At 64.9% G+C, this 21,233-nt stretch carries 20 protein-coding genes and 1 other RNA gene; 13 read left to right on the top strand and 8 right to left on the bottom strand.

The annotated features are described in order from the left end of the window. Window positions 1–15: 15 nt before the first annotated feature. On the top strand, window positions 16–897 hold the full coding sequence (locus IC232_RS06895; RefSeq protein WP_190844187.1) for a manganese catalase family protein: 882 nt from the start codon (window positions 16–18) through the stop codon (window positions 895–897). A 129-nt stretch (window positions 898–1,026) separates the two neighbouring features. Here the strand turns inward: IC232_RS06895 and IC232_RS06890 are convergent, their stop codons facing one another. Then, window positions 1,027–3,390, bottom strand: a complete 2,364-nt coding sequence (locus tag IC232_RS06890) for an ATP-dependent helicase (protein WP_190844186.1) — start codon at window positions 3,388–3,390, stop codon at window positions 1,027–1,029. A gap of 149 nt (window positions 3,391–3,539) precedes the next feature. On the opposite strand from IC232_RS06890, the gene IC232_RS06885 reads away from it, so the two are divergent. Then, a complete protein-coding gene (locus IC232_RS06885) occupies window positions 3,540–3,824 on the top strand; it encodes a hypothetical protein (protein ID WP_190844185.1) in 285 nt (94 codons plus the stop codon). Window positions 3,825–3,884: 60 nt separating this feature from the next. On the opposite strand, the gene IC232_RS06880 is transcribed toward IC232_RS06885, so the two are convergent. Then, window positions 3,885–4,427 carry a thioesterase family protein gene (locus IC232_RS06880; protein ID WP_190844184.1) on the bottom strand — a complete coding sequence of 181 codons (543 nt, stop codon included), beginning with the start codon at window positions 4,425–4,427 and terminating at the stop codon, window positions 3,885–3,887. A 181-nt stretch (window positions 4,428–4,608) separates the two neighbouring features. Here IC232_RS06880 and IC232_RS06875 point away from each other — a divergent pair, with 181 nt between their 5' ends. Continuing rightward, window positions 4,609–6,024, top strand: a complete 1,416-nt coding sequence (locus IC232_RS06875; RefSeq protein WP_190844183.1) for an FAD-binding oxidoreductase — start codon at window positions 4,609–4,611, stop codon at window positions 6,022–6,024. 83 nt (window positions 6,025–6,107) lie between these two features. Beyond that, window positions 6,108–9,677, top strand: coding sequence for an AsmA family protein (locus IC232_RS06870; protein WP_190844182.1), 3,570 nt, complete (start codon window positions 6,108–6,110; stop codon window positions 9,675–9,677). On the opposite strand, the gene IC232_RS06865 is transcribed toward IC232_RS06870, so the two are convergent. The 3 genes from IC232_RS06865 to fumC are packed head-to-tail and all read right to left on the bottom strand — an operon-like array spanning window position 9,653 to window position 11,503. Further along, a complete protein-coding gene (locus IC232_RS06865) occupies window positions 9,653–9,904 on the bottom strand; it encodes a ribbon-helix-helix domain-containing protein (protein ID WP_190844181.1) in 252 nt (83 codons plus the stop codon). The genes IC232_RS06870 and IC232_RS06865 overlap by 25 nt on opposite strands. Next, the gene (locus tag IC232_RS06860) at window positions 9,905–10,093 is read right to left on the bottom strand and encodes a DUF4169 family protein (protein WP_190844180.1); all 189 of its coding nucleotides are present in this window, start codon (window positions 10,091–10,093) and stop codon (window positions 9,905–9,907) included. A gap of 15 nt (window positions 10,094–10,108) precedes the next feature. Then, window positions 10,109–11,503, bottom strand: coding sequence for a class II fumarate hydratase (gene fumC, locus IC232_RS06855; protein ID WP_190844179.1), 1,395 nt, complete (start codon window positions 11,501–11,503; stop codon window positions 10,109–10,111). Between the two features lie 89 nt (window positions 11,504–11,592). On the opposite strand from fumC, the gene IC232_RS06850 reads away from it, so the two are divergent. Then, window positions 11,593–13,008, top strand: coding sequence for a cytochrome P450 (locus IC232_RS06850; RefSeq protein WP_190844178.1), 1,416 nt, complete (start codon window positions 11,593–11,595; stop codon window positions 13,006–13,008). A gap of 6 nt (window positions 13,009–13,014) precedes the next feature. On the opposite strand, the gene IC232_RS06845 is transcribed toward IC232_RS06850, so the two are convergent. Continuing rightward, entirely contained in the window at window positions 13,015–13,599 is a 585-nt protein-coding gene (locus IC232_RS06845) for an SspB family protein (protein ID WP_190844177.1), read from the bottom strand. A 23-nt stretch (window positions 13,600–13,622) separates the two neighbouring features. After that, window positions 13,623–13,979: a transfer-messenger RNA gene (gene ssrA / locus IC232_RS06840) on the bottom strand. A gap of 68 nt (window positions 13,980–14,047) precedes the next feature. Here ssrA and IC232_RS06835 point away from each other — a divergent pair. The 8 genes from IC232_RS06835 to IC232_RS06800 all read left to right on the top strand — a co-directional run bounded on the left by IC232_RS06835 (window position 14,048) and on the right by IC232_RS06800 (window position 20,231). After that, window positions 14,048–14,842 (top strand): thymidylate synthase, encoded by a 795-nt coding sequence (locus IC232_RS06835; protein WP_190844176.1) that lies wholly within the window; start codon window positions 14,048–14,050, stop codon window positions 14,840–14,842. Window positions 14,843–14,847: 5 nt separating this feature from the next. Continuing rightward, window positions 14,848–15,153 (top strand): DUF2293 domain-containing protein, encoded by a 306-nt coding sequence (locus tag IC232_RS06830; RefSeq protein ID WP_190844175.1) that lies wholly within the window; start codon window positions 14,848–14,850, stop codon window positions 15,151–15,153. 36 nt (window positions 15,154–15,189) lie between these two features. Next, a complete protein-coding gene (locus IC232_RS06825) occupies window positions 15,190–15,672 on the top strand; it encodes a GNAT family N-acetyltransferase (RefSeq protein ID WP_190844174.1) in 483 nt (160 codons plus the stop codon). Next, window positions 15,669–16,181, top strand: coding sequence for a dihydrofolate reductase (locus IC232_RS06820; protein WP_190844173.1), 513 nt, complete (start codon window positions 15,669–15,671; stop codon window positions 16,179–16,181). Before IC232_RS06825 ends, IC232_RS06820 begins: the two co-directional genes overlap by 4 nt. 136 nt (window positions 16,182–16,317) lie before the next feature. Next, a complete protein-coding gene (hflK, locus tag IC232_RS06815; RefSeq protein WP_190844172.1) occupies window positions 16,318–17,469 on the top strand; it encodes an FtsH protease activity modulator HflK in 1,152 nt (383 codons plus the stop codon). Beyond that, window positions 17,466–18,416, top strand: a complete 951-nt coding sequence (gene hflC / locus IC232_RS06810) for a protease modulator HflC (RefSeq protein ID WP_190844171.1) — start codon at window positions 17,466–17,468, stop codon at window positions 18,414–18,416. The genes hflK and hflC overlap by 4 nt, the downstream gene beginning before the upstream one ends. Window positions 18,417–18,425: 9 nt before the next feature. Further along, complete coding sequence (locus IC232_RS06805; RefSeq protein ID WP_036350916.1) at window positions 18,426–18,617, top strand: DUF2065 domain-containing protein; 192 nt, start codon at window positions 18,426–18,428, stop codon at window positions 18,615–18,617. Window positions 18,618–18,704: 87 nt separating this feature from the next. Beyond that, window positions 18,705–20,231, top strand: a complete 1,527-nt coding sequence (locus IC232_RS06800) for a DegQ family serine endoprotease (RefSeq protein WP_190844170.1) — start codon at window positions 18,705–18,707, stop codon at window positions 20,229–20,231. Between the two features lie 81 nt (window positions 20,232–20,312). Here IC232_RS06800 and serB read toward each other — a convergent pair whose 3' ends face one another. Continuing rightward, window positions 20,313–21,221, bottom strand: a complete 909-nt coding sequence (gene serB, locus IC232_RS06795; RefSeq protein ID WP_190844169.1) for a phosphoserine phosphatase SerB — start codon at window positions 21,219–21,221, stop codon at window positions 20,313–20,315. Between the last annotated feature and the right edge of the window lie 12 nt (window positions 21,222–21,233).

Raw genomic sequence — 21,233 nt, 5'->3', positions numbered from 1 at the left:
AGACAGGAGCAGCCGATGTTCTTCCGCCAGAAGCAGATGGCGTATCACGCCAAGCCTGACAAACCAGACCCGCTCTTCGCCAAGATGCTCCAGGAGCCCCTGGGCGGCCAATGGGGCGAGATCAGCGTGATGATGACCTATCTGTTCCAAGGCTGGAACTGCCGCGGTCCTCAGAAATACAAGGACATGATCATGGACATCGGCACCGAGGAGATCGGCCATGTGGAGATGCTCGCCACCATGATCGCGCGCCTGCTCGAAACCTCGCCGATCGAGCAGCAGGAGGAGATGGCCAAGAACTCGGTGGTGGGCGCCGTGATGGGTGGCGCCCGCGTCGAGGATGCCATCGTGGCCGGCATGAACCCTCAGCACTATATCGTGGCCGGGCTCGGCTCTCGGCCTACGGACAGCGTCGGCAATCCGTGGACGTCGGCTTACACCATCGCGAGCGGCAATCTGCTCGCCGACTTCCGCTTCAACGTGACGGCCGAGAGCCAGGGCCGTCTCCAGGTCGCCCGTCTCTACAACATGACCAACGACACGGGCGTGCGCGACATGCTCTCGTTCATGCTCGCCCGTGACACCATGCACCAGAACCAGTGGCTCGCCGCGATCAAGGAACTGGAGGAGGACGGGCTCGAGATGACTCCGGTGCCGTCGAACTTTCCGCAGGAGCTGGAGAAGACCGAGGTGTCCTACCAGTTCCTCAACCATTCGGAAGGCACGGAGAGCGAGCAGGGACGCTGGGCTCAAGGGCCTGCGCCGGACGGGAAGGGCACGTTCACCTACGTCGATCGCCCGCCAGCCTACACGGAGGACGAGGGCGACCTCAATCCGGTCGATCCCCGCACTTACGGAACCCCGCCGGCCCCGGTGCCGCCCGCTGCTGCGGAGTAGTTGTGGCGAGTTCTACATCAACGTCATGGCCGGCCTTGTGCCGGCCATTGGCATTTTGAATTGCTCCCCATTGTCATTCCGGGCTCTCGCTGCGCTTGCCCCGGAATGACAGTGAGAGCTTGCTCAAGCCTATCCCAACGCCTCGACAAAGCTGTCGAGCACCATCTTCCGCCCGGCCTTGTCGAACTCGACCGTGAGCTTGTTGCCGTCGACCGCCTCGATGGTGCCGGGGCCGAATTTGGTGTGCAGCACGCGCCCGCCCAGCTTGAAGCCCGAGCCGCCGGTGGATTTCGCCACCAGCTCACCCTCGATCAGTGTCGGACCGCGCCGTTCGCCGGAGCGCCGGGCGGAGTAGCCGCCGTCGTCGGTCGTTGCACGGTGTGCCTGGGCCCGCTGCCAACCGGGGGTCTGGTAGGACGAGCCGCTGAAGGGCTGCATGCGGTCGAAGCGCGATCCGCCATGGGAGAAGTTGGCCGGAGCCTCGGCGATCTCGACATCCGATTCAGGCAGGTCGTCAATGAAGCGGCTCGGCACGGTCGAGTTCCACAGGCCGTGGATGCGCCGGTTGGACGCGAAGTAGATTTTGGCCCGGCGCCGGGCCCGGGTGATGCCCACATGGGCGAGACGGCGCTCTTCCTCCAGACCGGCGCGGCCACTCTCATCGAGAGCGCGTTGGTTCGGGAAGAGGCCTTCCTCCCAGCCGGGCAGGAAGACCGTGCCGAACTCCAAGCCTTTTGCGGCATGGAGCGTCATCAGGCTCACGCGCTCGACAGTGTCGGACTCGTTGGCTTCCATCACGAGAGACACGTGCTCGAGGAAGCTCTGCAGATCCGGAAATTCCTCCATGGAGCGCACGAGCTCCTTGAGGTTTTCAAGCCGCCCCGCAGCATCGGCGGATTTGTCCTTCTGCCACATGTCCGTGTAGCCGGATTCCTCCAGCACCGTCTGAGCCACTTCGGACTGCGAGAGCGTCTCGGACAGCTTCGCCCAACGGCCGAAGGAGATGAGAAGATCGCGCAGGGTCGCACGCGGCTTCGGCTTCAGCTCGTCGGTCTCGACGACGAAGCGCGCTGCTTCCATCAGCGGCACGCGGGCGGCGCGCGCATGATTGTGCAGCACCTGGATCGTCGCATCGCCCAGGCCGCGCTTCGGGGTGTTCACGATACGCTCGAAGGCGAGATCATCCGCGGGCTGGTTGACGACGCGCAAGTAAGCGAGCGCATCGCGGATTTCCGCGCGCTCGTAGAAGCGCGGGCCGCCGATGACGCGGTAGGGAACGCCGAGCGTCACCAGCCGGTCTTCGATCTCGCGCATCTGCGCCGAGATGCGCACCAGGATGGCAATCTCGGAGAGCGAATGCTTCTTGGCGTGCAGCGCCTCGATTTCCTCGCCGATGAGGCGGGCTTCTTCCTCGGAGTCCCAGGCGCCGGTGATCGTCACCTTCTCGCCGGCCTCGTCCTCGGTGCGCAGGGTCTTGCCGAGGCGGCCCTGGTTCTTGGCGATGAGGCCGGACGCAGCCGAGAGGATGTGGCCGGTGGAGCGGTAGTTGCGCTCAAGCCGGATCACGGTGGCGCCGGGAAAGTCGTGCTCGAAGCGCAGGATGTTGTCGACCTCGGCGCCACGCCAGCCATAGATCGATTGGTCGTCGTCACCGACGCAGCAAAGGTTCTTGCGCACCTGGGCGAGAAGCCGCAGCCAGAGATACTGGGCGACGTTGGTGTCCTGATATTCGTCCACCAGCATGTAGCGGAAACGGTTCTGGTACTGCTCCAGAATGTCCGGATGCTCGCGCCACAGGCGCAGGCATTCCAGCAGGAGGTCGCCGAAGTCGACGGCGTTCAGGGTCTTGAGGCGTTCTTGGTAGGCCCGATAAAGTCGCCCGCCCTTGCCGTTGGCGAACGCTCCGGCTTCACCGGCCGGCACCTGATCGGGTCCGAGGCCGCGGTTCTTCCAGCCGTCGATATGACCGGCGAGCTGCCGGGCCGGCCAGCGCTTCTCGTCGATGCCCTCAAGCTCGATCACCTGCTTCATCAGGCGAAGCTGGTCGTCTGTCCCTAAGATCGTGAAGTCGGAGCGCAGGCCCACGAGCTCCGCATGACGGCGCAGGATCTTGGTGCCGATCGAGTGAAACGTGCCGAGCCACTGCATGCCCTCGGCCACGGGACCGATCACCGCCGTGATGCGCTCGCGCATCTCCCGCGCGGCCTTGTTGGTGAAGGTCACGGACAGGATCTGGGACGGGTAGGCTTTACCGGTGGCGATCAGGTGCGCAATCCGGGTGGTGAGCACGCGGGTCTTGCCGGTGCCGGCGCCGGCCAGCACGAGAACCGGGCCCTCGGTCGCCTCCACGGCGGCGCGCTGTTCCGGGTTCAGGCCGTTCAGGTACGGGGATTGCGGCGCAACCGCCGCACGGGCGCGGGCGCTCAGCGAGCCGGATGCCGGCTCATGGGCCAGGTTGTCCTGCGGATCGGGTCTGGGATCGGACTGATTCATCGGCGGGACCATGGATCAAAAGGCGAACGGCGTCGAGCCCGGAATGCCTGTCGATCCTGCCGCAGGCGCGAACTTTGGGGCCATGATGTCATTGTTGACGAGGGGCCTCATCCTCATATGGGAATCAAGGTCCTGAAGAGGAATGTCCCATGCGTTTCATGGTGGCCTTTGCCATCGCCTCCAGCCTCATCCTGCCCCTGGCCGCTCCGGCCGACGCTCAGACGCGCCTGCCCCGCGTGAGCCCGTCCGAGCGGGCCTCGAAGGACATCAACCGGCGGATCCGGCAGGATCAGCAACTGCTGAATCTGGAGGAGCGTATCCGGATGGACAACAACCAGATCCGGCAGGACATCCAGCGGGAGCGTCTCTTTGCGCCCCGTCCGCTGCCCTCGATCCGAAGCGGAGCCTGCCCGCGGGGCTCGATCAGCTGCTAGAGCCTCGGACCCAAAAGTGGATGTGCACTTTTGGGACTCATCCGATGCTCATTAGCTGCGCTAGTGGCGGGTGCCCGCGGCTGACAGAGCCTCCTGGATCTCGGCCCGATGCGGGATACCGATGACGCGGCCCAGGGCTGATGGACTCGGCAGCCGGGCATGGGTGGTCTTCATCACGGCAAGATTGGCCATGATGTCGTCCGGGAAGGGGCTGACCTTCTTGGTTTCCATGTCCACGTGAAGGGACAGGCCCTCCATGGTGGCGGCCACCCAGCCTTCGCCCGCATGGCGGATTTCCATGTAGTAATGGATGCGCTTCTCGTCGAAATCCACCAGCTGGAGCGTGACGCGCACCCGGTCGTGCGTTTTCAGCTCACGCTTGTAGGTGGTGTGGATCTCGGCTGCGAAGAAGGAAGCCTTGCGCTTTTCCAGGTAGTCATGGCCCAGGCCGACGAGGCTGAAGCCCTCTTCCACGGCCCGGTCGAAGAGCACATGGTGATAGGCCATGTTCATGTGGCCGTTGTAGTCGATCCAGGCGGGCTCGACCCGCATCGTGGAGGACACGAAGGGCGCGAAGAAAAAGACGGCGGTCCGCTTTTCCATGTCAGTCTCGTCCCTCGATCCGTCTCAGATGCCCATCCCTTCGCACTGAAGGAAACAATGTTAGCACAATCCGGCAGCCTATGCATGAGGGGTGCGGCATCTTTCTCATCGCAGTGTTGCCTTTGCAACGGTTCTGGTAGCTATGGGTCGCATGAGCATCACAACCGGATCTGAAGCCTCCATGAATGCGCCCCAAGCTGCCGTCCGCCAGAAAGCCACCGATGCCGCCCTTGCCTCCCTCCAGGCCGAGCTGTCCGGGCGTTTCGGCGACCGGGTCGCCACCTCGGCCGCCGTGCGCGAGCAGCATGGGCATTCGCTCACCTGGGTGAAGAACCAGCCGCCGGACATGGTGGTCTATCCTCGCACCACCGAGGAGGTGTCGGAGATCGTCAGGCTCTGCGCCGCGCACGAGATCCCGATCATCCCCTACGGCACCGGCACGTCGCTCGAGGGGCACGTCAACGCTCCTTACGGCGGCGTTACCATCGACCTGAGCCTGATGAAGCGCATCATCGCCGTTCATGACGAGGATCTGGACTGCGTGGTCGAGGCCGGCGTGACCCGCAAGGAACTTAACGAGCACCTGCGCGACAAGGGCCTGTTCTTCCCCATCGATCCTGGTGCAGACGCCTCCATCGGCGGCATGGTCGCGACGCGAGCATCCGGCACCAACGCGGTGCGCTACGGAACCATGAAAGACGTGGTGCTGGCACTCACTGTCGTGCTGCCCAATGGTGAGATCGTGAAAACGGCAAGCCGCGCCAAGAAGAGTTCGGCGGGCTACGATCTCACCCGGCTCCTGATCGGCTCTGAAGGGACTTTGGGCATCGTCACCGAGATTACCCTCAAGCTCCACGGCATCCCCGAGGCCATCTCGGCAGGCATTTGCCCGTTCCCTTCGGTGAAGGCGGCCTGTGACGCCGTGATCATGACGATCCAGTCCGGCATTCCGATGGCCCGCATCGAACTGCTCGACGAGGTGCAGGTGAGGGCGGTGAACCTCCACTCCAAGCTGTCCCTGCCGGAGAGCCCTTTGCTCCTCCTGGAATTCCATGGCTCCGAGGCCGGGGTGCAGGAACAGGCCGAGCGCTTCGGCGAGATCGCGGCCGAGTTCAGCGGTGGGCCCTTCGAGTGGGCCACGAAGCCTGAGGAGCGCTCGCGCCTCTGGCAGGCCCGGCATGACGCCTATTGGGCCGCCAAGGGCCTCCGGCCGGGGGCTCAATCGGTGGCAACCGATGTCTGCGTGCCGATCTCGCGCCTGGCCGAATGCGTCGATGCCACGAAGCAGGACATTCTGGAGAGCGGGCTCATCGCTCCCATCGTGGGTCACGTGGGCGACGGCAATTTCCACGTCCAGCCCCTCGTGAACACGGACGATCCGGCGGAAATCGAGGCCTGCGAGGCTTTTGTCGACCGGTTGGTACGGCGGGCGGTGGCCATGGAAGGCACCTGCACGGGCGAGCATGGCGTCGGTCAAAAGAAGATGAAGTACCTGGAGATCGAGCACGGGCCGGCGGCGCTCGGCCTCATGCGTGTCTTGAAACAGGCCATCGACCCCCACAACATCATGAATCCGGGCAAGATCATTGCGCTTTGACGGTGGAACACGGTGAACAGCGCTCCCGGTCCTTGCCTTCATGGGGTAAGGACGTGTCAGAGTAACGGAGAAAAGGCGGCTTCTTGCGCGATATCCTGACGATCATCGCATCCATCGTGATCCTGATCCTGGCGATTGCCGTGGCAGTGCCTCCATTCATTTCCTGGGAGGCCCACCGCGACACGATCGACCATATGATCGCGCGCGCGTCGGGAACGGAGGCCCAGACTGAAGGCGAAATAGGCATTCGCCTGCTGCCCGAACCGAGGATCATCCTCGACCGGCTGAGGCTCGGCGGGAAGACGCCGGACTCGCCGGTCCTGACCGCCGACAACGTCTGGGCGGAGGTCGCCCTTACGCCCCTGCTGCGGGGCGAGGTGCGCTTCACGGAAACGCGGGTCGGGCGCGCGGATATCCGCGTTCCGGTCTCCGGAGACGGCGAGTGGCGCCTGCCGCCGGAGCTGGTCTCAGGCAGCGGCCGGGCGCGGGAATGGGCCATCGAGAACCTTGCGGTCGGCCAGCTCCTCGTCACCACGCAGAGCGCGAGCACCGGCCGCACCAACCAGGCCTTCGCCGAGAACGTCGTCATCGAGGGTCAGAAGCTCATCGGCCCCTGGCGCGTCGAGGGCACGACGTCCGGGGTTCCCTTCCGGCTCGTGACCGGGGAACTGGCCGAGGACAAGACCATCCAGGTCAAGCTGTCCGGCGGCGGCGACATCTATCCGCGCTTCGATCTCGATGCCCGGCTGGGATTGAGCGAAGGCACCGGCGAGGCTGCGACCCCGAACGTTTCCGGCAAGGCCAAAATCCTGTTCGGCCCTCCGGCGCAGGTTGCCGCGGCCGGTATCCCGATCCCGGTCACAGTCGAGACCGAGTTCAAGACAGTGCCGGGCGCCGTCGAGCTCAACCCTGTCAGCCTGGAGGCGGGCGAGGGCGGGGCGAGCCTTCGGATGACCGGAGAGGGCAGGGTCGGGCTCAACGATCCGCGCATATCGTTGCGTCTCGAAGGGCGCAGGCTCGATGCGGACAGCTTCATCCTCTCCGGAAACGGGCAGGATTTCAAAAGCAGGATGCAGCAATGGTCCCTGCCGCTGATCCGGGTGCCCATCGATCTGGATCTCAAGATCGACAGCATCGGCCTGGGCCAGGAGGATCTGACCAATGCCAATCTGCGCCTGTCTCTCGATACCGGACGGGCACGGCTGGACCGGATCGAGTTCACGGCTCCTGGCAACACCAAGGTGGCTCTCGAGGGCCAGCTCGGCCTGACCACGAGGGGCGGCATCAACGGCAAGGTGGCGTTGGCGTCCAACCAGTCCGACCGTCTCGCGCGCTATCTTGCCAAGATCAACCTGAACTCGCCGCTGCTGACGGCTTTGGACGGTCGTCCCGTGGAGCTATCCTCCGAGGTCGCGTTCTCGAACCCCGTTCTGTCCTTCAACCGGCTTCGGCTGAAGATGGGCGAGTCCACGCTCACCGGCAACGTCCGCTACACGGCGCCCGAAGCGAATGAGCGCGGAAGGCTTGAGGCACAGGTTGGCCTTCAGGGCCTGAACCTTGACGATCTGCCCCAGGTCTCGAGCGTGTTCCAGGCGACAGAAAATCTCGACATCGGGTTCATCCTGGACGCCCGTGGGGTCAGCGCCGGGAAGAGCCCGGCGACAGGGCGGATCACGGCCCGCATCCTCTCCGATGGACCTGCGCTGCTGGTCGAAACGCTCGACATCGTGGATCTTGCCGGAGCCAACGCCCGGGTGCGCGGGCGGATCGCGCCCGATGGTTCGGGCCGGATTTCCGGCAAGGTCACGGCCCAGCGTGCCGATCCCCTTGTCGATCTCCTGGGAAGCGTCTGGATCGGCGGGATCTCCAAACTCGTGCCCCCCTTCGTCCGCGAAGGGGCACTCGATCTCGACGTGGCATCCGAGCGGGTGGCGCCGCCTGCCGGGTCGACCGAGCTGCGGCTGCGCACGACGGCCACAGGCCGCATGGCCGGGGGGCCATTCGAGGGGCAGGTCGAGTCCATCGATGGACGCACCGAGAGCCTGACCCTCGCCCTCTCCACCGACAATACCGGGCGCTGGGTCAACCGGCCGAACATGACCGGCCTCAACCAGCCTTCCAGAATGGATCTCCGCGGCTCCCGCGCCGGATCCGGCCGGTTCAGCGTGGCTCTCACCGGGGACGTCGCCGGCGTGAAGGTAGCCACGACGAAGCCGTTTGCCCTGAGTGAAGGCGACGATGTGGTGGACAGTGGTGAGGCCGAGATCGCAACGCCCGACATCACCCCCTTCCTGCGCCTGCTCGGCGATGGGGCCGGCGTCGCCCCGCCGGTGCCGGTGAGCGGGCGGGTGACTCTCGGCCGGGAGCGCGGCGCGACCCTGCTCGATATCACCGCCAAGGTTTCCAACGAACCCGTGCAGGCGCGCCTCGTAGCCGCCTCGCGGTCCGAGATCGGCGGCGAGGTCTCCTTGGGCCGCCTCTCCATGCCGTGGCTCGCGGCGGCGCTGGCGCTCAATGTTCCGGGCGATCAAACCACAAATACGATCTGGTCCACGGCCCAGTTCGGCCAGAGCGGGCGCCTCGTCACCGGCGGGCAGGTCACCTTCCGGGTCGGGACGCTCGAACTGGGCCGCGGCCTCCAGGCCACGCGGGCGGCGTTCGTCGTCGGCGCGCAACCGGACGGGATCTCCATCCGCAACCTCGAGGCGACGATCGGCTCCGGCAGGATCACAGGCACGACGACGATCACCCGGCAGGGAGCGGTTGCCACCATCGTGGGCGAGGGAGCCTTAGACCGGGTGCCCCTGTGGGCCCTGACGGGCTCCACCCCTTTCGAGGCCATCCTGTCCGGGCCGCTGCGGTTCGGAGCAGTAGGCGCAAGCCTCTCGGAACTCGTGGCCAATCTCGGCGGCGCCGGCGACTGGCAGGTTGCCAATCTCCGCATCCCCGCAGCCGACCCGAACGTCTTCGACCGAGCCCTCAAGCGCGCGCTCGCGGAGACCGATCCCCTGGTGGAGGGCAAGGCGGAAGCGATCCTCGGCATGGAGCTTGGACGGGCGCCTCTCAACACGAGCTTGGTTCGAACCTCGGCGGCCCTCGTGAGCGGTGTTCTGCGGCTCTCGCCCTTCCTGGCCGAGAGCGGGCCGGCCGTCTGGCAGGGCGGCATCACCTACGACCTGAAAAACCTCCAGCTCGATGCCCGGGGCGCGCTCACGGCGAAGGCTGCCCCTGCCGAATGGGTCGGCGCCCCGCCGTCCATCGGTTTGAACTGGCAAGGCTCCCTGACGGCTCCCGTTCGCCAGATCGACGCGGGACCGTTCCGCAACGGGTTGGCAGCCATCGTGCTCAAGCGGGAACTGGAGAAGATCGAGGCTTTCGAGCGGGCAGCCGCAGAGCGCCAGCGCCAGATCGACGCGCAGCGCGAGGCCGAGCGCCAGAGGGTGAAGGCAGCCGAAGAGGAGGCGCTTCGCCAAGCCAGGGCCCGGGCCGAGGCCGAGCGAGTGCGCCGGGAGGCGGAACGGCTGCAATCGGAGCAGCGGAGACAGACGGAAGAGCCTGAGCCGACCCCGTCGCAAACCTCGCTGCCGCCGTTGAATCCGCCCGTAGAGGTCGCTCCGCCGCCGTCGGTCTACGGGGTTCCGCCGGTACGCTGATCGGCGGCTTCCAACTGGCTCCGCAAGTCGTTGTGCACGAAGACACGGATGGCGGAGGACAGGTTCTGCCCGCCGCGCTCCGCGTCGATGCGCCCGATCAGGGCCTGAACGGAGATTGTCTCCCGCTCCGCAATTGCTCTCAAGCCTTCCCAGAACGGCTCTTCAAGGGAGATGCTCGTCCGGTGGCCGGCGATGGAGACGGAGCGCTTGAGAACGGCAAAGCCCATTCACGGCGTCTCGTCTGGGTCGCGCTTGTGGCCTTCCAGGCGGCTTTTGGCCAGATCCTGCTCGGCCTTGCTCAGCGTCTTCTCGGCCTTCGTGCGGCCGAAGCTGACACGGTTTTGTTCGGCGCGGGCCTCCTTGTCGGCCCGCGCCTTGTTCTTGCGCGCCTGGCGCAGATTGATGATCTCAGCCATGGCGCCTGTTTTACCTTACTCGCCCGGCTGCAGCATCGTCTCGGGACGCACGACAGCGTCGAAGTCCTCGGACGATACGCCGGCCTTGAGTGCCTCTTCCTTGAGCGTCGTGCCGTTCTTGTGCGCCGACTTCGCTATGGCGGCCGCCTTGTCGTAGCCGATGGTTGGGGCAAGCGCCGTCACGAGCATGAGCGAACGCTCCATCAGCTCCTTGAGACGGTCCTTGTTCGGCTCGATGCCGACGACGCAGTTGTCCGTGAAGCTGACGGCGCCGTCCGCCAGCAGGCGGATCGACTGCAGCACCGCATTCACGATCACCGGCTTGAACACGTTGAGCTCGAAATGGCCTTGGGAGCCCGCGAAGGTGACCGTGGTCTGGTTGCCGGCCACCTGACAGCACAGCATCGTCATGGCCTCGGCCTGGGTCGGGTTGACCTTGCCGGGCATGATCGACGAGCCGGGCTCGTTCTCGGGCAGGGAGATCTCGCCGATGCCGGAGCGCGGGCCCGAGCCCATCAGGCGAATGTCGTTGGCAATCTTGAACAGGCCGGCAGCCAAGCTCGCCAGGGCACCATGGGTGAACACGAGCGCATCCTTCGACGCCAACGCCTCGAACTTGTTGGTGGCCGAGGTGAAGGGGAGTGCCGTCAGCTCCATGACCTTCGCGGCGAAGCGGTCCGCAAATTCCGGATGCGCATTCAGGCCGGTGCCGACGGCGGTGCCGCCCTGGGCCAGGGCATAGATGCCGGGAAGGGTCGCCTCGATACGGGCGATGCCGAGGCGCACCTGCGCGGCGTAGCCGGAGAACTCCTGGCCGAGGGTGACCGGGGTCGCGTCCTGCAGGTGCGTGCGGCCGATCTTGACGATGTCCTTGAAGGCTTCCTGCTTGGCTTCCAGCGCCTTCAGAAGGTGCTTGAGGCCGGGGATCAGGCGGTCATGGATCTCGCGGGCGACCGCAATGTGCATGGCGGTCGGGAAAGAGTCGTTGGACGACTGTCCCATGTTTACGTGATCGTTCGGATGAACCGGCTTCTTGCTGCCGCGTTCGCCGCCGAGGCGCTCGATGGCGAGGTTCGAGAGAACCTCGTTCATGTTCATGTTGGACTGGGTGCCCGAGCCCGTCTGGTAGACCACGAGCGGAAACTCGTCGTCGTACTTGCCCTGCACCACATCGGCAGCGGCCGCCGCGATCGCGTCAGCCAGGCGCGGCTCCAGCTTGCCCAGATCCTTGTTCACGAGAGCGGCCGCCTGCTTCACGATGGCCAGCGCATGGACCAGGGGAAGCGGCATCCGGTCCGTCCCGATGCGGAAGTTCTGGAGGGAGCGCTGCGTCTGGGCACCCCAGAACTTATCGGCGGGAACGTCGATGGGGCCGAAGGTATCTGTTTCGATGCGGGTGGAGGGCGACATCCTGACCTCTTTCGATGGAGTTGCGTGTTCTTATCTCAAATGGTGGCGCTCGCAACCGCGAACGCGCATCGGAGGCCTTGGAAATTCGCATGAGCGACACCCTGGAAACGCCCCTTTTCCGCCCGCCTCACCCCAAGCCGCGCACTGAGCTTCTCGGCATGATGGCCTTCCTGCGCGCCGTTCGCGAAAACCCTCTGAACATGTGGATGGAGGCTCATTTCGAGGAGCCGGTCGTCACGGGCGAGGGGGCTCTCGGCCGCATGACGGTCGTGAGCGATCCTGCCGGCATTCGCCACATCCTGGTGGACAACGCTGCCAATTACCGCAAGGACGATCTCCAGATCCGGATCCTGGCCCCGGGCTTAGGCCGTGGTCTCGTAACGGCCGAGGGCGACGAGTGGCGTCTCCAGCGCCGCACCCTCGCGCCGCTCTTCACGCCCCGCACCGTCACGGGCTTCTTCCCGGAAATGGTCGAGGCGGCTGATCGCCTGGTGAGACGCTGGCAGAGACGGCCCGACGGGCGCGTGGTCGATGCGGCCCTCGACATGACCCGAGTGACCCTCGATGTGCTGGAGAGGACAATCTTCACGCAAGGGGTGCCCAAGGACCCGGATGCCTTAGGGAGGGCGATCACCCGCTACTTCAACTCCATCGGCCGGGTCGACCCCCTCGACATCTTCGGCTTCCCGGACTGGGTGCCCAGGATCGGGCGCCTGCGGGCACGGCCGTCGATCCAGTTCTTCGAGGAGACCGTCAACGAGCTGATCGATGCCCGTAAGGCGCTGCTCGCCAGCGGCGAACCGGCTCCCCGGGACCTGCTGACCCTGCTGCTGGAAGCAGCGGACCCTGAGACCGGCAAGGGCCTGAGCGACATCGAGGTGCGGACGAATATCGTTACCTTCATCGGCGCCGGGCATGAGACCACGGCCAATGCCCTGTCCTGGTCGCTTTATCTGCTCTCGCAGGACGAGCACGCCCGCGCCCGAGTCGAGCAGGAGGTGGATGAGGTGCTGGGAGAAAGCCCGATCGAGCCTTACCACCTTGAGCGGCTCGTCTACACCCGCGCGGTGATCGACGAGGCGGTGCGGCTTTATCCGCCCGCCCCCTATATGAGCCGCACGGCCATCGCGGACGACCGGGTCGGGAATGTGGATATACCGGCGGGATCGATGGTGGCGATTGCGCCTTACGTGCTGCATCGCCATCGGAGGCTGTGGGACGAGCCCGATGCCTTTAGGCCCGAGCGCTTCCTGCCGGAGAACCGCAAGCAGATCGACCGCTTCGCCTATCTGCCCTTCGGAGCGGGCCCACGAGTGTGCATCGGCGCGAGCTTCTCGCTGCAGGAGGCCGTGATCGTGCTGGCGACCATCGCCCGTTCCATGCGGCTCGATCTCGCTGAGGGACACACGGTCGAGCCCGTGCAGCGCATCACCTTGCGGCCGCGCGGCGGCCTGCCCATGCGCGTGACGCAGCGCGTGCGCAGAGAGGCTCTGGTCGAAGCTTGAAGGGGGTTAGTTCTTCTTGCGGAACGCGTCGAGGCTGACGACCTCGGCGGTGCCGGATGCGTCGGGCTCAGGAGCCTGCTCCACGGGAGCCTCGGCCTGCTCGGCCTTGGGGGCGGCTGCCTTCTCCGTGGCGGGCAGGGCCTTGCGGGGCTGCTTCAGTTCCACAGGCTCGGATGAACCGCGCGCAGGCTGGGGCGCGGGTGCGGCCTCGGGCGCTTCCTCCTCGTCGTCATCCTGGCTGTCGAACTTCAGGCCGAACTGCACGGACGGATCGAAGAAGCCCGTGAGCGCATCGAACGGGATGAGCAGCCGCTCCGGGATGCCGGAGAAGGACAGGCCCACCTCGAAGGTGTGCTCGGTAACGTTGAGATCCCAGTACTGATGCTGGAGGACGATGGTCATCTCCTGCGGGTACTTTTCGCGCAGGCGGTTCGAGAGGCGAACGCCGGGAAAATCCGTCTGGAAGGAGATGTAGAAATGGTGCTCGCCCGGAAGCCCGTCCTTGGCATCGATCAGCACCTTGCGCACGACACCCTTGAGGGCCTCCTGCACCAGAAGATCGTAGCGGATCAGGTCTTTACCACCGGCCATGCGTGAGCCCTTGCAGAAACAAAAGTAGAGGCTTCTGTTGCCAGGTGCCTCCGGACCCCGCCTTACGGTGCTAACCGCAAGGGCTTTGATTCGGCTTTAGGGACCGCTTACGCAGCCACTGCAACCGGAGCATAGTTGTCGTTGGCAACTATAGATTCGGCCCGATAACGGCGGAACCATGCCGAGCGAAAGTCTACCCTTTACGCCCTCGTCGATCCTATTTCGCCCCCGCCGAAAGCCAGATCCTGCCTGGATTTTGGTGGAGGCGCCGGGTACCGCCCCCGGGTCCGATGGGTTTATTCCGATAGCCGTTTATCGCCATAGCCGATCTCGCGACCGGCACCCCCAATATAGGCAGGCTGGACGGAATTTGAAAGAGTGGGGATGGAGATGAATTGCGACTCGGAGGGCCCAACCGGCTGACCTATAATGTGCCGAGGAGTACCGCATGCAGGCCTATCACGATCTCATCCGCCGCATCATGGACGAGGGCGTCCGCAAGGACGACCGGACCGGAACGGGCACGATTTCCGTGTTCGGCCATCAGATGCGCTTCGATCTCAGCGAGGGTTTTCCGCTCGTCACCACGAAGAAGCTGCACCTGCGCTCCATCATCCATGAACTGCTCTGGTTCCTGAAGGGCGACACCAACATCCAGTATCTTAAGGAGAACGGTGTTTCGATCTGGGACGAGTGGGCGGACGAGAACGGCGACCTCGGCCCCGTCTACGGCAAGCAGTGGCGGTCCTGGGCCAAGCCGGACGGCGGCGCGGTGGATCAGATCCGCTGGGTCCTCGACGAGATCCGCCGCAATCCGGACAGCCGGCGCCTGATCGTCTCCGCCTGGAACCCGGCCGACCTCGACAAGATGGCGCTGGCGCCCTGCCATTGCCTGTTCCAGTTCTACGTCGCGGAGGGGCGGCTCTCCTGCCAGCTCTACCAGCGCTCGGCCGATGTGTTCTTAGGGGTTCCCTTCAATATCGCATCCTACGCGCTGCTCACGCACATGATGGCGCAGGCAACCGGCCTGCAACCGGGCGATTTCGTCCATTCCTTCGGCGATGCGCACCTCTACCTCAACCACCTGGAGCAGGCCCGCCTGCAACTCTCCCGGGAGCCGAGGTCGCTGCCGAAGCTGCGGCTCAACCCGTCCGTGCGGTCGCTGTTCGACTTCACCTATGACGACATTGCCATCGAGGATTACGACCCGCACCCGGCCATCAAGGCTCCCGTCGCAGTCTGACCGGCATGAACAGGCGCGAAGCCATTGAGAGTGCCGTCCGCATCCTCGCTCCGCGCATTCCGCGGCACGAGTTCGAGGCCGTGACCGATCACGCCCTGGGCAGCCGCGGCCTGCACGGCGCCTCGCCAGAGGCTGCAGCCTGGCTGTCCATCACCGCCTATATCCGCCACCGGCTGACCGATTATGACAGCCTTCTGGACGATGGCTATGACCAGGAGAGCGCCCGGTTCTTCGTGCTGGACGACATGAACGCCGTCCTGGAGGAGTGGGGATCGCCGCGACGGGTTCAGGCCGAAGACGAAGCGGAATAACCTCGACAGTCGCACCCGGAAACACCAGAAGACATCATGACCCTCTCGATCCGACCTGCCACAGCGTCCGACGCGGCCCTGATCTTCCGTTTCATTCGGGAACTCGCCGAATTTGAGCGGCTGGCGCATGAGGTCGACGCGACCGAGGCCGACATTGAACAGGCGCTCTTCGGCCCCAACCCGCGCGTCTTTGCGGATATTGCCGATTGGGAGGGTGAGCCTGCCGGCTTTGCCCTGTGGTTCTACAACTTCTCCACCTTCCGCGGGCGCCACGGGATCTATCTCGAAGACCTTTTCGTGCGGCCCGAGCTGCGCTCCAAGGGCATCGGTCGTGCCCTGCTTAGGCATCTGGCCCGCAGGTGTCTGGCGGAAGGGCTGGCGCGCCTCGAATGGTGGGTGCTCGACTGGAACGAGCCGGCGCTCAAGGTCTACCGTTCCCTCGGGGCGATGCCGATGGACGAGTGGACAGTGCAGCGCGTGACAGGCGAAGCCTTGCAACGACTGGCGGAGGAGCCATGACCATTCCCCTCATCCTTGTGGTCGCCATGGCCGAGAACGGCGTGATCGGCCGCGACAACCGTCTGCTCTGGCGGATCAAGACCGACATGGGGCGGTTCCGCCGCCTCACCATGGGCAAGCCGATGATCATGGGCCGCAAGACGTTCCAATCGATCGGCAAGCCCCTGCCGGGGCGTGAGACCATCGTGCTGACCCGCGACGGAGACTTCTCGGCGGAAGGCGTGCATGTGACCCACACATGGAAGGAGGCTGTCGCGAAGGGGGAAGAGCTGGCTGCCAGAGCAGGAGCCGATGCGGTCGCCGTAGCCGGCGGAGCGGAAATCTACAAACTATCCCTGCCGCACGTGGACAAGCTCTTCCTCACCGAGGTCCATACGGCGCCTGAGGGCGACGCGGTCTTCCCGTCCTTCGACCGGTCACAGTTTCGCGAGGTGAAGCGTGAGGACCACCCGAAAGGCCCGGATGACGAGCATGCATTTACCTTTATTGATCTCGAAAGGCGTCGTTGAGCCGCCTCAAGGTTGACGAAGCGCTTCGGAATCCCCAATTCGCAGGCTTGACAGGCGGAAGAGGCAACACCCACAACCGTCTCCAGTTCTTATCGGCTGTCTCGGCCGGTCTTTCATGAGTGAGGAAAGGCGTCCTATGCCTTGGAGTAACCAAAGCGGCGGCGGTGGCCCCTGGGGGCAGCGCGGTGGATCGGGAGGCGGCAAGAGCCCTTGGGGTTCGGGCGGCCCGCAGGGGAACGGTAATCCCCCGGATCTGGAAGATATCCTGCGCCGCAGCCAGGACCGGCTGAAGGACTTCATCCCCGGCGGCTCCATGGGAGGCCGGGGTCTGATCATTCTCGTGCTGGGCGTCATTGCCGTCTGGCTGCTCACCGGCTTCTACACGGTGCGACCGAACGAGGTCGGCATCAACATGATCTTCGGCCGCTTCACGGGAACCTCCGGCGAGGGCCTGCGCTACAACCTGCCTTACCCGATCGGCCGGGTTATGAAGCCCAACGTCACCGCCCAGCAACGGGTCGAGGTTGGCTACCGCTCCACCCCGACGGGCCAGGGACGTGCGCGCGACGTTATCGAAGAGAGCCTGATGCTCACTGCAGACGAGAACATCGTCGACATCGATTTCGATGCGGTCTGGCAGATCAATCCGGCGCGTCCGCAGGATTATGTCTTCAACCTGCAGAACCCTGACGGCACCATCAAGTCGGTGGCCGAAAGCGCCATGCGCGAGGTCACCGGCCGCCGCAACATCCAGGCCATTCTCACCACCGAGCAGGCCAGCGTCGCCCAGGAAGTGCGCGAGATCATGCAGGAAGCCCTGGATGCCTACGGGGCCGGTGTGCTGATCAACGTGGTCCAGCTCCAGGCGGTCAGGCCGCCGTCGGAGGTCCAGCAGGCCTTCTTCGACGTGAACGCCGCCCAGCAGGATGCCGTGCGCGTGCAGAACGAGGCAGGCGCCTTCGCCAGCCGCGTTGTCCCCGAAGCCCGAGGCGAGGCCGCTCGCACCGTGCAACAGGCCGAGGCTTATCGCGAGCAGTCGGTGGCCGACGCGACCGGTCAGGCCGCCCGCTTCCGCCAGGTCTATGAGGAGTACCGCAAGGCGCCTGAAGTCAGCCGCGAGCGCATCTTCCTCGAGACGATGGAGCGCGTTTACGGCGGCGTCGACAAGATCATCGTGGACCAGAACGGGCAGGGCGTGGTGCCCTTCCTGCCGCTCAACCAGATGCAGCAGCGCCTGCAGCCGCAACAAGGCAATGCCGCCAACCCGCAGCAGGGAGCCACGCGATGAACGCTTCGACTCTTCGCACAGGCCTCCTGATCCTGGTGGGCCTGGTTGCCATCATTCTCTACAGCTCGATTTTCATCGTGCAGCAGACCCAGTATGCCCTGGTGCTGCGCTTCGGCGCCGTGCAGTCCGCGATCTCGGAACCGGGTCTGAAGTTCAAGGTGCCGCTGGTCGACAACGTCACCTACTTCGAGAAGCGGGTGCTCGATCTCGACCTGCCGGTCCAGACCGTCCTCTCGGCTGACAGGCAGAACCTAGAGGTCGACGCCTTCACGCGCTACCGGATCGTCGATCCGCTGCGGTTCTACCAGGCGGTCGGCAACATCGCTCTGGCCAATCAGCGTCTGCAGAGCTTCACCAACTCGGCCATGCGTAACGTCCTGGCGAACGCTTCGCGCGATGCCATCGTGCGCACCGAGCGGTCCACCCTGATGAACCGCATTCAGGAGGACGTGAACCGGCAGGCGGGGAGCCTGGGCATCGAGATGATCGACGTGCGTCTCACCCGCGTCGATCTGCCCGCAGCGAACAGCCAGGCGGTTTATCAGCGCATGCGCACGGAACGTGAGCGTGAGGCGGCCGACATCCGGGCTAACGGCCAGCAGCAGGCCCAGACGATCCGGGCCAGGGCCGAACGCGAGGCGACGATCATCCGCGCCGATGCCAATCGGCAGGCTGAGGAGCTGCGCGGTCAGGGCGATGCGGACCGCAACCGCATCCTCGCCGAGGCCTTCGGACAGGATCCGGAGTTCTTCTCCTTCTACCGGTCCATGCAGGCCTATGAGACGGGTTTGAAGGCGAGTGACACCCGCCTCGTGTTGAGCCCCGATTCCGATTTCTTCCGCTATTTCAATGATCCCACGGGTCAGCGCGGTCGCGGAGCCTCTCCAGCCCGACCGGCCCCTGCTCAACCGGCGCCAGCGCCGGCCCCACCAGCTCCAGCCCAGTAAGCCTGCCTGATGTTGGACTTGATTGCAGCCCTCGGCCTCGCTCTTGCGGTCGAGGGCATTCTATTTGCGGCGTTCCCGGACGGGATGCGAAGGGCCATGTACGAGGCTGCTCACAGTCCGAGCGACCAGATGCGGATCGTCGGCATCATCTCGGCAGTGCTCGGTCTCGGGGTGATCTGGCTTGTGCGCCAGTTCGGATAGCGGCGGCCAGGCTTCTGCCGAACAGACCGCTTGAATGACAGGGCCAAGCACCAATCTATATCCACAAACTCCGAAAGAGGATTGTCGATGAACACAGCCACGAACGCGCTGGCACCTTCCAAGGCGGTGCTGCCTCAGCGTCCCCTACGCCGGCTTGCCGCGTCCTGCTTCGCGGTCCTGACCCTGGTCGCGACGGCGATGCCGCTGCCGGCCTATGCCCGCTCGGCCCCTGAATCCTTTGCCGACCTGGCCGATGAGGTCACGGGTGCGGTGGTCAACATCTCGGCCTCGACCACTGTGGAAGCCCGCAACCGCACCCTGCCGCAGCTTCCGCCCGGCACGCCCTTCGAGGATCTCTTCGAGGAGTTCTTCAACCGTCGCGGCCAGGGTGGTCCTGGCAGCCCCGGTGGTGGTGAAAACTCCCCCTCGCGCCCCCGCAGCTCGAATTCGCTCGGCTCAGGATTCGTGATCGATCCGTCCGGCATCGTGGTGACGAACAATCACGTGATCGGCGACGCGAACGACATCAGCGTGATCTTCCCTGACGGGACGCGCCTGAAGGCCGAGATCATCGGTAAAGATTCAAAGGTCGATCTCGCGGTCCTGAAGGTGAAGTCCGACAAACCCCTGAAGGCGGTGAAGTTCGGTGATTCCGAGACCATCCGCGCCGGCGACTGGGTCATGGCGATCGGCAACCCGTTCGGTCTCGGCGGCTCGGTGACGGCCGGCATCGTGTCGGCCCGCGGCCGCAACATCGAGTCCGGTCCCTACGACAACTACATTCAGACCGATGCCTCCATCAACAAGGGCAATTCCGGCGGCCCGCTCTTCAACATGAACGGCGAGGTCATCGGCATCAACACGGCGATCCTTTCGCCCACCGGCGGTTCGGTCGGCATCGGCTTCGCGGTCCCCGCCTCCACTGCGGTTCCGATCATCGATCAGCTGCGCCAGTTCGGCGAGACCCGCCGCGGCTGGCTCGGCGTGCGCATCCAGAACGTGGACGACGCCACCGCCGAGGCCCTCAATCTCGGCACGGCGCGCGGTGCGCTCGTCGCCGGCATCGACGACAAGGGGCCGGCCAAGCCGGCCGGTCTCGAAGTGGGGGACGTGATCGTCCGTTTCGATGGCAGGGAAGTTAAGGATTCCCGCGACCTGCCGCGGATCGTGGCTTCTTCGCCCGTCGGCAAGGCGGTGGACGTGACAATCGTCCGCAAAGGCCAGGAGATGACCAAGCAGGTGACCCTGGGCCGTCTCGAGGACACCGAGAAGCAGGCGAGCCTGCAGCAGCCCTCGACCGAGCCCCCCACGGCAACCCGCCAGGCTCTCGGCCTCAACATGTCCGGCATGACGGACGAGCTGCGCCGCCGCTTCAGCCTGAAGGACGATCTCAAGGGTGTGGTGATCACCCGCGTCGATCCGAACTCGGCCGCTTCCGACAAGCGGATCCAGGCCGGTGAGGTGATCGTCGAGGTCAACCAGGAGCCGGTCTCCAACCCAGCCGATGTGACCAAGAAGATCGACGACCTCAAGGCTCAGAACCGCAAGTCGGCCCTGCTTCTCGTGGCGAATGCCCAGGGTGAGGTGCGCTTCGTGGCCCTGTCCATCGAGTAGGCTGATCGCTGAGACCGACAATCAAAAAGGCGGCCTTCTGGGCCGCCTCTTTCGTTTCAGGAATGTCTCAATGGCTTCGGCTTATTCCTGCACGATATCGCCCGCCTGATAGCCCTGCGCATAGAGCAGCGCTGACAGGTCCGCATGGTCGAGCCGAGCATGAGCCGCAGCGGCCACTGCGGGCTTTGCCCGGAAGGCAACGCCTAACCCCGCCTCGCCGAGCATGGCGAGGTCGTTCGCGCCATCGCCCACGGCCATCGTCTCGTGCGCGGCCAAACCGAAGCGGGTGCGCAATTCAATCAGGGTCGCAAGTTTCGCCTCGCGTCCGAGGATCGGTTCTTCGACGAGGCCTGCAAGCTTCTCGCCATTGAGGATCAGGCGATTGGAACGGTCCTCATGGAAGCCGATCGTCGCTCCGATGAGACCGGTAAAGACCGTGAAGCCGCCGGAGACGAGGCAGGTATAGGCACCGTTGGCGCGCATGGTGCGGACGAGCGCCGTTCCACCGAGCGTGAGGGTGATGCGCTTTTCGATGATCTCGCTGACCACGCTCACAGGCAGGTTCTTCAACAGGGCCACGCGCTCGCGCAATGCCGGTTCGAAGGCGATCTCACCGCGCATGGCGCGCTCCGTGATCTCGGACACTTCCGCTTTCAGCCCGACATAATCCGCAAGTTCGTCGATGCATTCCTGCCCGATCATGGTGGAGTCCATATCGGCCAGGAACAGGCGCTTGCGCCGGTGGGCTGATGGCTGAACGACGACGTCGATGGGCCGGTTCTCAAGGGTTTGGCGCAGGATCGATTCAACGGCCTTCGCGTCCGTAGCGCCGGGAACGATCAGATCCGCTGCGATTCCTCTTGCCAGAATGGACTGTTCCGTCTCTTGTCCGAGTGCCTGCGCGGCCAGGGCCACGATCTCGTCCGTGACAGCCGGTTCGGTCGGGTTGGCGATCAGGGTCGCAATAAGGGAATTCTGAGGAGACGCCATTGGGGAGACCTG

It is taken from the genome of Microvirga sp., from assembly GCF_014699075.1.
Taxonomy (GTDB): Bacteria; Pseudomonadota; Alphaproteobacteria; order Rhizobiales; family Beijerinckiaceae; genus Microvirga.
The sequence above is the reverse complement of the archived record's forward strand: the minus strand, read 5'-3'. Positions and strand labels throughout refer to the sequence as shown.

Coding starts and splice junctions, on each gene's coding strand:
- IC232_RS06895 (WP_190844187.1), top strand. CDS start 16: ATGTTCTTCCGCCAGAAGCAGATGGCGTATCACGCCAAGCCTGACAAA.
- IC232_RS06890 (WP_190844186.1), bottom strand. CDS start 3,390: ATGAATCAGTCCGATCCCAGACCCGATCCGCAGGACAACCTGGCCCAT.
- IC232_RS06885 (WP_190844185.1), top strand. CDS start 3,540: ATGCGTTTCATGGTGGCCTTTGCCATCGCCTCCAGCCTCATCCTGCCC.
- IC232_RS06880 (WP_190844184.1), bottom strand. CDS start 4,427: ATGGAAAAGCGGACCGCCGTCTTTTTCTTCGCGCCCTTCGTGTCCTCC.
- IC232_RS06875 (WP_190844183.1), top strand. CDS start 4,609: ATGAATGCGCCCCAAGCTGCCGTCCGCCAGAAAGCCACCGATGCCGCC.
- IC232_RS06865 (WP_190844181.1), bottom strand. CDS start 9,904: ATGGGCTTTGCCGTTCTCAAGCGCTCCGTCTCCATCGCCGGCCACCGG.
- IC232_RS06860 (WP_190844180.1), bottom strand. CDS start 10,093: ATGGCTGAGATCATCAATCTGCGCCAGGCGCGCAAGAACAAGGCGCGG.
- fumC (WP_190844179.1), bottom strand. CDS start 11,503: ATGTCGCCCTCCACCCGCATCGAAACAGATACCTTCGGCCCCATCGAC.
- IC232_RS06850 (WP_190844178.1), top strand. CDS start 11,593: ATGAGCGACACCCTGGAAACGCCCCTTTTCCGCCCGCCTCACCCCAAG.
- IC232_RS06845 (WP_190844177.1), bottom strand. CDS start 13,599: ATGGCCGGTGGTAAAGACCTGATCCGCTACGATCTTCTGGTGCAGGAG.
- IC232_RS06835 (WP_190844176.1), top strand. CDS start 14,048: ATGCAGGCCTATCACGATCTCATCCGCCGCATCATGGACGAGGGCGTC.
- IC232_RS06830 (WP_190844175.1), top strand. CDS start 14,848: ATGAACAGGCGCGAAGCCATTGAGAGTGCCGTCCGCATCCTCGCTCCG.
- IC232_RS06825 (WP_190844174.1), top strand. CDS start 15,190: ATGACCCTCTCGATCCGACCTGCCACAGCGTCCGACGCGGCCCTGATC.
- IC232_RS06820 (WP_190844173.1), top strand. CDS start 15,669: ATGACCATTCCCCTCATCCTTGTGGTCGCCATGGCCGAGAACGGCGTG.
- hflK (WP_190844172.1), top strand. CDS start 16,318: ATGCCTTGGAGTAACCAAAGCGGCGGCGGTGGCCCCTGGGGGCAGCGC.
- hflC (WP_190844171.1), top strand. CDS start 17,466: ATGAACGCTTCGACTCTTCGCACAGGCCTCCTGATCCTGGTGGGCCTG.
- IC232_RS06805 (WP_036350916.1), top strand. CDS start 18,426: ATGTTGGACTTGATTGCAGCCCTCGGCCTCGCTCTTGCGGTCGAGGGC.
- IC232_RS06800 (WP_190844170.1), top strand. CDS start 18,705: ATGAACACAGCCACGAACGCGCTGGCACCTTCCAAGGCGGTGCTGCCT.
- serB (WP_190844169.1), bottom strand. CDS start 21,221: ATGGCGTCTCCTCAGAATTCCCTTATTGCGACCCTGATCGCCAACCCG.